The sequence below is a fragment of the Chitinophaga sedimenti genome (genome assembly GCF_023156195.1).
GTDB lineage: Bacteria > Bacteroidota > Bacteroidia > Chitinophagales > Chitinophagaceae > Chitinophaga > Chitinophaga sedimenti.
In genome coordinates this window covers 2,859,852-2,871,771 of sequence record NZ_JAKUKA010000001.1, presented here as the reverse complement: position 1 = coordinate 2,871,771, position 11,920 = coordinate 2,859,852, and the positions used below count along the sequence as shown (strand labels likewise).

Here is an 11,920-nt window from a genome sequence, read left to right as displayed (position 1 = left end):
CCTTTTTCATTTAAGCATGCCCTGAAATTGGTTGGCGCCATCGCCGAAAACCTTAGCTTTGTCGCTCAAATCCATCTTATGCAGAAAAAGATCCTGTTGCTTGGCTCCGGTGAGCTGGGCAAAGAGTTTGTGATCTCCGCCCAACGCCTGGGCCAGCACATTATCGCCGTTGATTCCTACAATGATGCGCCTGCCCAGCAGGTGGCCGATGAACGGGAAGTAATTAACATGCTCGATGGTGCGGAACTCGACCGCATCGTCGCCAAACACCAGCCGGATATCATCGTGCCGGAAATTGAAGCCATCCGCACAGAACGTTTTTATGAATATGAGAGGCAGGGCATACAGGTAGTGCCCAGCGCCAAAGCCGCCAACTTTACCATGAACCGCCGCGCCATTCGCGACCTGGCAGCGAAAGAACTGGGACTGCGCACAGCAGATTATCGCTACGCCGGCAGCCTGGAAGAACTGCAGGCGGCTGTAAAGGAAGTTGGCATCCCCTGCGTGGTAAAGCCCCTTATGTCTTCTTCCGGTAAAGGTCAGTCGGTGATTAAAAGCGAAGCCGATATCGAAAACGCCTGGAACTATGCGCAGAGTGGTAAACGCGGCGATCAGACGGAAGTGATCGTGGAAGCCTTCGTAAACTTTACCGCTGAGATAACCCTGCTGACGGTAACCCAACAAAACGGCCCCACCTTGTTTTGCCTGCCCATCGGGCACCGGCAGGAGCGTGGCGATTACCAGGAAAGCTGGCAGCCTGCATTGATGGCCACGGATCATCTTGCCACGGCGCAGGATATGGCCGCCCGCGTAACGAAGGCGCTGGGCGGTGCAGGTATCTGGGGCGTGGAGTTTTTCCTTGCGCAGGAAGGTGTGTATTTTTCGGAGTTGTCGCCCCGGCCGCACGATACCGGCATGGTTACACTGGCAGGCACCCAAAATCTTTCCGAATTCGACTTACACGCCCGCGCTGTACTGGGACTTCCCATCGCCGAAATTACCCACGAGCGCAATGGTGCCAGTGCCGTGATCCTCGCCGGTCGGGAAGGCAGTAAACCCGTTTTTAGCGGGGTGGAAAAGGTGTTAAGTCAACCAAAGACCGACATCCGCCTTTTCGGCAAGCCTACCATGCGTCCGTACCGCCGCATGGGCGTGGTGTTAACGTACGATGCGCCGGACATTGATGTACAGCAGATCAAACAAAAAGCAATTGAGCTGGCGAAAGCGGTCAGCGTAAAGCCCGCCGAATAAATGAAAAGCCGGGATGCCTGTAGCACCGGGCTTTTCATTTGGTAACATATTGCATGATGTAAATTTTTAGTAAGAATTTGTATTTTTAGCCCCACTAAAACCAGGTGTGAAACCCCTAACCCTTCATGCCACAATACAACTCCATATGACAAGACGTAAACTTTCCTTCCCGGCAGCCATGCTTTCGGCATTCTTTGTTTCTGTAATAATGATGACCGCTTGTGGTAAAGAAGGCGCACAGGGGCCTGCTGGTCCTGAGGGTCCTGCTGGCCCCGCCGGTCCTGCCGGTTCCGGTAACATTATCTATTCCACATGGTTAGATGTAGTTTATAAGCCTGATACTGTACACACCTCAGGTGGTGGTATTGATACAGTTGGCTGGTTGGCCACTATTGATGCGCCTAAGCTCACCCAGGCGCTCCTGAGTACTGCAGATGTAAAAGTATACCTCAATATTGATGAAACGGCTAATCCTACTATTTACTCGTTACCATATACCAGCCTTCAAACCGGTCTTTATATTGAGGCCGCGGCTTATGCAACGAAGATCGATTTATACTCAAACGGGAATGTGGGCACTTACACCCAAGCCGGTAAAAAATATCTGCAATACCGCTACATGATCGTACCAGGCAATATCACCGCCAAATCGGCTAATCCTGTAAACTGGTCTGACTATGCTGAAGTGAAAAAATATCTCGGATTAAATGATTAATAAACAGAACAGCCGGATAATTTCTCCGGCCGTTTTGTTTATTACCACTGCATGTATTGTCCTTTCCATTCATCAAAGGTAGCCCGATAGCGCTCCTGCGCGGGTGCAATGATATCGTCCGCGAATACTGCCGGCAAACCGCATAACGGCGCGTGATGATTTGTTCCCATAGTGCATAAATGAACCGGAGTTATTGCCTGTGCGAAGCAAAATTCATAAGATAGTTTTAGTCCCGTATGCAGCTTAAGCCGTAAAACCGGACAGGCATTGTATCAAATCCGGACAATAATAAAAGCATAACTTGCTGATGCTTAGCGCCAAAAAAGAGTGGCATCGTTTTTAGCAAACACCTTCTACTTAAAGACATTGCATGTTTCGTAACTACTTCAAAACCGCCTGGCGCAACCTGGCCAAAAACAAGATATTCACCGCTATCAATATTGCGGGGCTTTCGGTAGGACTGGCTGCCTGTCTGCTCATTTTGCAGTACGTAAGTTTTCAGCTGAGCTTTGATCGCTTTAATCCGCATGCGGAAGATGTGTATCGTGTAACGAACGACCGGTATCAGCATGGAAAATTGATCCAGCATGGCACGATCACTTATTCAGGGGTGGCAAAGGCCATGGCGCAGGATTTTCCGGAGGTAGTGAATTACACGCGGGTGCGGCCCCGGGGTGGTATCCTGATTAACGGGGAGAAGAAGCTGGGCGAGCAGCCAGGCTTATATGTCGACAATGCCTTCCCGGATATTTTAGCTTATCCACTACTGGCGGGTGATAAAAACACCGCCCTCAAAGAACCCAATACGATCCTGCTCACTGAACGCGCCGCCCGCGGGTTGTTCGATGTAAAGGGGAATGATTTTGGCAGGGTGATCGGACAGTCTGTATTGCGCGATAATGATGATCCCTACCGGGTAACGGGAATATTGAAAGATGTACCGGATAATTCCCACCTGGATTTCCAGTTCCCGGCTTCCTATGTAACGTTATACGCCGGCAGGAATGGCTGGAAAAAGGCGGAACATGATTTTACAGAATCTGATTTCTGGCACTACGTTCAACTGCGTCCGGGTACGGATTATAAAACCGTGGAAGCCCGGTTACCGGCCTTCAGTGACCGATATTTTCAGGGCAGTAAAGTGTCGGGCAGCGTGGAGAAATTCTTCCTGCAACCGCTTACCCGCGCGCATTTGTATTCTGATTATGAATACGAAATCGGCCGTACGGCCAGCGCCACCGTGGTATGGGGCATGCTGGCCATCGCACTGCTCATCATCGTGATTGCATGGATCAATTATATCAACCTCACTACTGCCAAGTCGGCCGAAAGAGCCCGCGAAGTTGGGGTGCGGAAAGTGTCCGGCGCCACAAAGGGGCAGCTGGTAAAACAGTTCCTCACCGAATCGCTATTGATTAATCTCGTAGCGCTCGGCATTGGCCTGGGGCTGGTATCGCTCGCGCAACCGGCGTTTAATACGCTGATCGGTTACCAGTTAAGTTTATTCAATCTTCTGGAGGGCTGGAGCGGCATAGGGTTTATTGGGCTGCTGTCGGTTGCCATGTTGCTTGGCATCCTTGTTTCCGGTTTTTACCCCGCCTTTGTATTGTCATCTTTTAAACCGGTGCTGGTACTGAAAGGTAAATATGTAAATACGGCCAAAGGGATTAACCTTCGCAAAGCCCCGGTGATCGGCCAGTTTGCGGTAACCGTGGTGCTCGTGATCGGCGCTATGGTCGTGTACAACCAGATGCGCTTCATGAGCAAACAAAGCCTCGGCTATAATTTATCGCAGGTGGTGACCATCCAGCCGCCGCAACTCACGCATTGGGATTCCTCTTTTATCGGTAAGATGAATACGTTGCAGGCGGAACTGAAACAGTTGCCCGGTGTACGTGAAGCGGCCAATTCCTGGTCGGTGGCAGGTGGCGAAATGGGGCGCGACTTTGATTTCCGGCGTACCAGCAACCCGGAAGGCGGACATTTTACCACCCGCAAAACCGGGGTTAGTCCCGAGTTTATTAAAGTATATGACATTAAACTGCTGGCAGGCCGCAACCTCGGCGAAACTGATTATAACACCGATCCTTCTAAAGTGCACAATGTGATGATCAATGCCAATGCATCGCGGTTGCTCGGCTTCAAAACGCCCGAAGCCGCCATTGGCCAGCAGGTACACGTAGCCGGCCAGGACTGGGACGTGGTGGGCGTTTTCGGTGACTTTCACCAGAAGTCACTGCACTACCCGCTGGAGCCGCTCGTGATGTACCCGTTGTACAGCCAGTACAGCACCGTGTCGGTGAAAGTGGACACGAAAGATATAACCACCACGATGGCGCTTGTAAAAGCCCGCTATGATGCGATCTTCCCGGGAAACTTGTTTGACTACCGTTTTGTGGATGATCAGTTCGAAGCGCAGTATGCAAATGACCGCCTGTTCGGCCGCATCTTCGGTATCTTTTCCGGGCTGGCGATCTTCATTGCCTGCCTCGGGCTGCTGGGATTGTCGTTGTTTTCTACCCTGCAACGCACCAAGGAAATAGGTGTGCGCAAGGTGCTGGGAGCATCCATTGCGAGTATCGTGGTGCTGCTGTCGAAAGAGTTTGTACGGCTGGTGCTCATCGCGTTCATCATTGCCTCACCGGTGGCCTGGTACCTGATGAATAACTGGCTGAACGACTTCGCTTATCGTATCAATATAAGCGCGTGGACTTTTTAGTGGCGGGTTTAATGGCTTTGCTGGTAGCACTGGCAACCATCAGTTTCCAGGCCATCAGGGCGGCGCTGACCAACCCGGTGAAGAGTTTGCGGGCAGAATAAAACATCCACCAATAAGCAAAAAGAAGCCCGGTGATGCCGGGCTTTTTGCATAACCATACTTTCTAAACGCTCCTCAATAGTAATTTCTCCCTACTACTTAAACTTCCTTAAAATTTTAGGAAGTTATACTTTGATCTTAAAAAAATATTATCTTAGGAAGGAGATACTCGCGTTATGAAAAAGGACGAGCATTACAAACGACTTGTATTAAGGGAGTTGTATTATTCGAAGGTATTGTCCGCGCCAGAATTAAGTGAACGAATAGGAAAAAGTCTACCCCTTGTTATAAGAACGCTAAGCAACCTGACAGATGAAGATATATTGCAGGACTCCGGTTATGCCCCATCAAGTGGAGGACGCAGGGCTGCAACGTATACAGTGAATAAAGACGCCTTATTTATATTATCCGTATCGATGGACCAGCTGGTGACCCGTATTTCGATGATGAATATGGATAACAGGCACATGGTAGGTATTAAACAGATAGAGTTGCCGCTAAAGGACAATCCCGGTGTGCCGGCGGAACTTGCCAGACAGTTAAATGAAGTCATTACGCAATCGGGCATCAGCAAAAAGCAAATTATTGGAATTGGGATAGGAATGCCCGGATTTATAGATGTGAGGAAAGGTATTAATCATTCGTTTCCGCTGCTGCAATCCGATAACGGCACCATCGTTGAATATTTATCGGCTGCCACCGGTTTGCCGGTGTGTATTGACAATGATTCCAGCGTAGTCGCTTTAGCCGAATATCATTTTGGTGCCGCGCGTGGACACCGTAATGCGATGGTAGTAAATGTAGGATGGGGCGTGGGCTTAGGCATGATGCTCGAAGGGCAGTTGTTCCGCGGAGACAATGGTTTTGCGGGTGAGTTCAGCCACATTCCTTTATTCAATAATAATAAATTATGCAGCTGCGGAAAAAGCGGTTGTCTTGAAACAGAAGCCTCTCTTTTGGTGTTATTGGAGAAGACGGTGGAAGGTTTGCGTGCGGGCCGGCTGTCGGTACTGAACGGCAATTTTCCATCTGGACACAGCGAAACGGATGTAGAGCGTATTTTAGAAGCAGCAGGCAAAGGGGATAAGTTTTGCGTGGAGTTGCTGGCGGCCATCGGTTATAATATCGGGCGCGGTATCGCCATCCTGATCCACATTTTAAATCCCCGGTCGGTGGTGCTCAGCGGGCGCGGGTCGCTGGCGGGCAAACTCTGGACCGCCCCGGTGCAGCAGGCGTTAAATGAACATTGTATTCCACGATTAATGAACTATACTACAATAGAGGTTTCTCAATTGGGTTACGAGGCGGAACTTCTTGGGGCAGCAGCACTAGTGATGGAAAATTACATCAACCAAAAATAATAAAACAATAGAGCAAGACACAGCCGAAAGGCTTTATAGATGAACAGCCATACACGTTAGAGAACAAAAAACGTAAACAGATGAACAATTGCACACCGCCATTTACGCACGTGGCGAACTTTCCTTAATGCACGGATAAATCCCATGTAACGGGCCATTGCGGCTACGTACAGCATTTTATCTACCTAAAATCTTTACACATGATCAGACACAAACTGTTCTTATGTGCAGTATCCCTATTGCTCATAGGCAACCTTTCCTATGCCCAGGTGAAACGCACCATCACGGGCACTATCAGGGATACGAACGGCAATCCCGTTCCTTTCGCTACCGTACAAATTAAGGGCTCGCAAACGGGCACCATTGCGGACGAAAATGGTAAATACACGATTACTGTCGATAAGCCGGGAACGGTGCTCGTGGTGAGTTATATCGGGTATTCGCCCGGGGAAACCACGGTCGGTACAGACAATAGTCTGAACCTGGTATTAAATCCACCCCAGGCCATGAATGAAATTGTAGTCACCGCGATGGGTATTAAGCGCGAAGCCCGCGCCATCGGTTATTCCGCGCAAAAGGTCAGCAGCGTGGAAATCACCAAAGCGGGTGCACCAGACATATCTTCGGGCCTGATGGGCAAATCCGCCGGTCTTAATATTACGCCTAACAACGGCGTGCAGGGCGGGTCGAGCCGTATTGTGATCCGCGGTAACAACAGCATCCTCGGTAATAACCAGCCACTGATCGTAATGGATGGCATCCAGGTGCAGAATGATCCCGTGGGCGGTACCACCCAAACTGCCGGTACAAGCCTGGAAAACCCGAAGGACTGGGGTTCGTTCATGAACTTCATCAACCCCGACGAGGTAGACGATATCACCGTATTGAAAGGCGCTACGGCAGCAGCATTGTATGGTGCAAGGGGTGCTAACGGTGTTATTCTCATCACGACTAAAAAAGGCGCCAAACGCCCGGGACTTGGGGTAGATTATAATTACACGGCTTTATTCACCAACGCTTACCGCTTCCAGGACGTGCAGAACGAATATGGATACGGTGGCTCCAATTCCATGTGGTCGGCTGTTCCGGAGTTTCCGACTACCGGTACCGGCGAAAAGCGTTACCCCGGTAATTATCCGTGGGACGGGCAGCCTGCAGGGGATAAATACCAGGCAGCGGGCGCCATTCCAGGCGGTTATTCTACCTGGGATATTTTCAGCTGGTATGGGCCGGCCGCTTCCTGGGGACATAAACTCGACGGCACCGAGCTTGTTTGGTGGGATGGCTCTAAACGTAAGTGGTCGCCGCAACCGGATAACCGCAAAACGTTCTTCCGCACCGGTAATACCCAAACGCATAACCTGTCGTTCAGCGGCGGTGGTGATTTTGGTACCATCCGCGTGGGGTTAACACGACTCGATAATCGTTCTACAGCGCTCAACAGCAACTATGATCAGAACAACGTGAACCTCGGTTCGGTGCTGAATATTTCCCGTAAAATGAAGGCGGAGATCAATGTAAGCTATACCAATTATAACCGGCACAACACACCGGACATTGGCTCCGAAAACAGTGTGGCGAAATTCATGATCCATGGTATGTCGCGCGACTGGCAGCCGATAGAGATGGATATTTACAAGAATGCAGACGGCAGCAAGAATATTTTTGATCAGACCTCTCCTTTAAAATTTTATCCGTACAACAACAACTCGTTTAAAGATCTTTTCTGGAACCTGTTCGAACACAACCAGGACCTGACAAGGAACCAGCTCCTCGGCTCTGTTAAGCTGTCTGCCGACGTTACCCCCTGGCTGAACGTAGCCGGTCGTACCTCGCTGAACTACAACAATACCGAGATCGAAAGTAAATACTCGCCGATAGATGCTTTCGGCGTGCGCGGACAATACGGTACAGAAAGTGTACGTAACCAGGATGTGAACTTCGAACTGTTTACCACGCTGCATAAAGACAACATCGTAAAGGGGCTGAACGCCAGCTTCCTCGTTGGTAACAGTGCCTTGCGCAGCCGCATGTACAACTACAGCGCCTGGAACAATGGGGAGAAAACTTCTTTCGCCGTACCGTTTAAATACTACCTGGCGAACACCACAGGAACCCTCGATCTGCCGAAAGAGGCATGGGCCAATTACAACCTCAACTCCCTGTTCGGCGTACTCGACCTCTCTTACAATGACTACCTGTTCCTCCGGGTAACAGGCCGTAACGACTGGTCTTCCACACTGCCGGTAGCGACTTCGTCCTACTTCTTTCCCTCCGCGAGCCTGAGCTTCGTGTTTACCGAAGCGATCCAGGGACTGAAAGAAACCAACTGGTTAAGTTTTGGTAAGTTGAAGTTCTCGGCTGCCGAAAGTGCGAACGGTGCTAATCCTTACCAGACTACCTACACTTATAACTCCACCGTGATCAGTAATTACATCAACGGTACGGCGCCTGCAACGTTTGGAGGTCTTACGGTAAGAAGATACCAGCCCAACCTGCCGCCGGCCGACCTGTTGTTGCCACAGCGTAATAAATCGATCGAAGCCGGCCTGGAGTTAGGCTTCTTCAAGAACCGCCTGAACATGGAAGTAACCTATTACGCTGCCAAAGCCACCAGCCAGATCATGAGCGGTTCACTGGCATGGTCTTCCGGGGCCAATGCCATCACTTTCAACAGTGGCGAACTGTCCAACAAAGGCGTCGAGTTTATTGTGCGGGCAACGCCGGTGGCCACCAAAGACTTCCGCTGGAACCTGACCCTGAACGGCGCGCATAACACCAACAAAGTGGTGTCGCTGGCAGAAGGCATCGACAAATACCTGCTACAGGACCTGTGGGGTAACAACGGTGTGCAGATGTACGTGAAAGTGGGAGAGAACTACGGTACTATTTACGGTTATGACTATACGCACATAGATGGTAAACGCGTAGTAAAGAAAGTGTTGGATAAAAACGATCCGACCAAAGTAGTGGGTACGCAGTATGTAACAACAGACGATCCGGTGGCGATTGGAAACGCTACGCCCAAACTGACGGGCGGTTTAAGCAATACCTTCAACTACAAAGGATTGAGCCTGTATGTGCTGACCGATTTTAAACTGGGTGGCGATATTTATTCTGCCGATTATGCCGCTGCTATCGGTATGGGCCTTTCGCCCAGAACGCTGAAAGAGCGTAACGGTGGAGGTTTGCCTTACACTTACCCCGATGGTACAACGGCTAATCATGGCGTAACACTGGATGGTGTTTTTGAAGATGGCAAACCGAATACGGACGTGGTGCATTACATGTACAAATACGCGGCCGTATCACAGGGTTGGTCGAATGTGAAAATGCCGCGCAGCGAAGGCATCTTCGAAAACTCATGGGCGAAACTCCGCGAGCTGAATATCACTTACAGCCTGCCGCAGTCAATCGTAAAACGCACCGGTATTTTCCAGGGACTGGATGTTTCCCTGATCGGCCGCAACCTGTTTTACATTTACTCGTCACTGCCGGACAACCTTAACCCCGAAGCGATCAACGGCATTGGTAACGCGCAGGGCATCCAGTGGGCGCAATATCCCGCGATGCGTGATTTCGGTTTTTCCATCAAAGCCAGGCTCTAACCCAAAAAACACTTGACGATGAAATACTTAATATACATAAGGAACATCTGCCTGTTTGCCGGTTTACTGGCAACAGCCTCCTGTAAAAAGAATTTCGAGGATATCAACAAGCCGCCGCTGGATGCCACGGACGCCTCTACGCCCGAAGTGTTCAACGCGATCCTCAGTTCCCTGCCTCTGGAAGGTGGCGAGCAATCGGTGCTCAACGCGTGGATCTATCCCATTACGCAACAGGGCATGATCACGTCCGGCTCATATCCGTACGAGAATGCGATAAACGGGCTGTGGGCTAATTACTATGCGGCATTGTCCAACTACCGTTTAATCGAAGACAGGATCAGCAAGGAAGCGAATCCCGCCACGATGAATAACGTGTACGCCATGTTGAAAACCGTGATGGCGTACAAAACCATCAAGATGACCAACTACTTTGGCAGCATGCCTTACAAGGAAGCGGGTTATGCGGCGATCAAAAAGCAGCGGCTTATAAAGTGCCTTACGATAAGCAGGAGGACATTTACGCCGCCGTGCTGACCGACCTGAAATGGGCGGTGGATAATCTAAGTACCGGCGCGGACCAATATTCTGTGGGAGCTTATGAAATGCTGTTTAAAGGTGATGTGGCGATGTGGGTGAAATTCGCGAACAGCCTGCGCTTGCAGGTAGCGCTCACCATGTATGATAAAAACCAGGCGCTGGCCACCACGCATGTTACCGAGGCACTGGCCAAACCATTGTTGGTGCAGGGCGAAGATGTAGGTATGTGGCCTGCTAAAATACCGGGTTTGAAGTTTGAATGGCGCCAGTGGTCGTTCTCCGCGAACTGTTACCTGCGCATGGGCTCCACCATGTGGAACCTGATGTCGGATAATAACAATACTGACGGCAGCGGCATCTTCGATTTGCGCGCCAGGGTATTCTTCGAACCGAATAATGCTGGTCAGTGGGTGGCATTTCCACAGAACCCTGTAACCGGTACTACCTCGGAAGGCGGTGCGCCGTATGATTACGATAAACGCACAAAAGTGTGGGGTGACAAAGGCGCAGGCAATGTGTATTCACCTTTCAATTTTTACTTTGAGCAGGATATCACTACTATTCCCGAACCAATGCTGACCGCTGCGCAGGTATACTTCCTGAAAGCGGAAGCGTACAACCGCGGGATCGGTACGGCTGCCAATCCGGCTTTGGCCAAAGCGGCCTATGATGCAGGTATTACTTCTTCTTTAAACATGTGGAAGGGAATCGCTTTTGCTTCGTCTGTATGGACGGTCGCCAAACCTGCCGCTGCCGCTGCTACCCCGGCCGAAGTGACTGCGGTAACCACGAACGTAAAAACAGCTTATAACCTGGCCACACCCGCTACGGCGCTGCGCCAGATCTATGCCCAGTACTGGATCGATGCGTTCCGCCAGCCCTGGGATGCCTGGACGCTCAAGCGCCGCTCCGGCGACAAAACGCCGATGTCTGCCGACAACCCCGCGTATTACACCGCGAACTTCGGTACTTATCTCCGTTTTGTGTATCCGCAGGAGGAATTCAACTTCAATAACGAAAACTGGAAGAAGGAAACGAATGCTAAAGATGTCAACACCACAAAAATCTGGTTGATGCCTTAATACACCTTCTGTTCCCGAGTTGTTTTGTCCTACGGGGCCGGCATTTTGCCGGCCCTTTTTTGTGGCGTACCTTTGCAAGCATGGCAGAAGATCTAAGCATTTCAGAAGGTTCCAAAGAGAGCCAGTATCAATCGCTCCTCCCGCAAATCAAAGGACTAATTACCGGCGAGCCTGACCAAACGGCGAACCTGGCGAACATTACGGCGGCGTTAAAGGAGCAGTTTGGCTGGTTATGGGTAGGATTTTACCTCGTAAAAGGCGGTGAGCTGGTACTTGGCCCGTTCCAGGGACCGATAGCCTGTACGCGCATCCGTAAGGGCAAAGGTGTATGTGGTACGAGCTGGGCCGAGGCGAAAACATTGATTGTGCCGGACGTGGAGGCCTTCCCCGGGCACATCGCCTGCAGCAGCCTGTCCAAATCGGAAATTGTAGTCCCCGTTATCCGCAATGGCGAGGTAGTGGGGGTGCTGGATGTAGACAGTGTTGACTGGATACGTTCGATGAAACCGATCAGCGGTTTCTCGAGGAGGTAGTGTCCTGGATTGAGT

The 11,920-nt window shown here is 50.7% G+C and carries 9 protein-coding genes; 8 read left to right on the top strand and 1 reads right to left on the bottom strand.

The features are described 5' to 3' along the window. The first annotated feature begins 78 nt into the window (after positions 1 to 78). Complete coding sequence (gene purT / locus MKQ70_RS16315; RefSeq protein WP_248072523.1) at positions 79 to 1,251, top strand: formate-dependent phosphoribosylglycinamide formyltransferase; 1,173 nt, start codon at positions 79 to 81, stop codon at positions 1,249 to 1,251. Positions 1,252 to 1,357: 106 nt separating this feature from the next. After that, positions 1,358 to 1,966 carry a hypothetical protein gene (locus MKQ70_RS16310; protein ID WP_248072521.1) on the top strand — a complete coding sequence of 203 codons (609 nt, stop codon included), beginning with the start codon at positions 1,358 to 1,360 and terminating at the stop codon, positions 1,964 to 1,966. Positions 1,967 to 2,007: 41 nt separating this feature from the next. Here the strand turns inward: MKQ70_RS16310 and MKQ70_RS38630 are convergent, their stop codons facing one another. After that, positions 2,008 to 2,136, bottom strand: a complete 129-nt coding sequence (locus MKQ70_RS38630; protein ID WP_282456559.1) for a hypothetical protein — start codon at positions 2,134 to 2,136, stop codon at positions 2,008 to 2,010. A 200-nt stretch (positions 2,137 to 2,336) separates the two neighbouring features. Here MKQ70_RS38630 and MKQ70_RS16305 point away from each other — a divergent pair, with 200 nt between their 5' ends. From MKQ70_RS16305 to msrC, 6 genes are all read left to right on the top strand, one after another. Next, positions 2,337 to 4,685: an ABC transporter permease gene (locus MKQ70_RS16305; protein WP_248072519.1), complete on the top strand. Its 2,349-nt coding sequence runs from the start codon at positions 2,337 to 2,339 to the stop codon at positions 4,683 to 4,685. Between the two features lie 275 nt (positions 4,686 to 4,960). Next, on the top strand, positions 4,961 to 6,145 hold the full coding sequence (locus MKQ70_RS16300; protein WP_248072517.1) for an ROK family protein: 1,185 nt from the start codon (positions 4,961 to 4,963) through the stop codon (positions 6,143 to 6,145). A gap of 200 nt (positions 6,146 to 6,345) precedes the next feature. Next, entirely contained in the window at positions 6,346 to 9,753 is a 3,408-nt protein-coding gene (locus tag MKQ70_RS16295) for a SusC/RagA family TonB-linked outer membrane protein (RefSeq protein ID WP_248072515.1), read from the top strand. Between the two features lie 18 nt (positions 9,754 to 9,771). Continuing rightward, on the top strand, positions 9,772 to 10,287 hold the full coding sequence (locus MKQ70_RS38625; RefSeq protein WP_282456558.1) for a SusD/RagB family nutrient-binding outer membrane lipoprotein: 516 nt from the start codon (positions 9,772 to 9,774) through the stop codon (positions 10,285 to 10,287). Then, positions 10,245 to 11,372 carry a SusD/RagB family nutrient-binding outer membrane lipoprotein gene (locus MKQ70_RS16290; protein WP_308199046.1) on the top strand — a complete coding sequence of 376 codons (1,128 nt, stop codon included), beginning with the start codon at positions 10,245 to 10,247 and terminating at the stop codon, positions 11,370 to 11,372. Before MKQ70_RS38625 ends, MKQ70_RS16290 begins: the two co-directional genes overlap by 43 nt. Positions 11,373 to 11,452: 80 nt before the next feature. Further along, entirely contained in the window at positions 11,453 to 11,905 is a 453-nt protein-coding gene (msrC, locus tag MKQ70_RS16285) for a free L-methionine (R)-S-oxide reductase MsrC (RefSeq protein ID WP_248072513.1), read from the top strand. Positions 11,906 to 11,920 lie beyond the last annotated feature (15 nt).

What these genes read in the sequence shown, in the direction of transcription:
- purT (WP_248072523.1), top strand. Translation starts at nt 79, where the DNA reads ATGCAGAAAAAGATCCTGTTGCTTGGCTCCGGTGAGCTGGGCAAAGAG.
- MKQ70_RS38630 (WP_282456559.1), bottom strand. Translation starts at nt 2,136, where the DNA reads ATGGGAACAAATCATCACGCGCCGTTATGCGGTTTGCCGGCAGTATTC.
- MKQ70_RS16305 (WP_248072519.1), top strand. Translation starts at nt 2,337, where the DNA reads ATGTTTCGTAACTACTTCAAAACCGCCTGGCGCAACCTGGCCAAAAAC.
- MKQ70_RS16300 (WP_248072517.1), top strand. Translation starts at nt 4,961, where the DNA reads ATGAAAAAGGACGAGCATTACAAACGACTTGTATTAAGGGAGTTGTAT.
- MKQ70_RS16295 (WP_248072515.1), top strand. Translation starts at nt 6,346, where the DNA reads ATGATCAGACACAAACTGTTCTTATGTGCAGTATCCCTATTGCTCATA.
- MKQ70_RS38625 (WP_282456558.1), top strand. Translation starts at nt 9,772, where the DNA reads ATGAAATACTTAATATACATAAGGAACATCTGCCTGTTTGCCGGTTTA.
- msrC (WP_248072513.1), top strand. Translation starts at nt 11,453, where the DNA reads ATGGCAGAAGATCTAAGCATTTCAGAAGGTTCCAAAGAGAGCCAGTAT.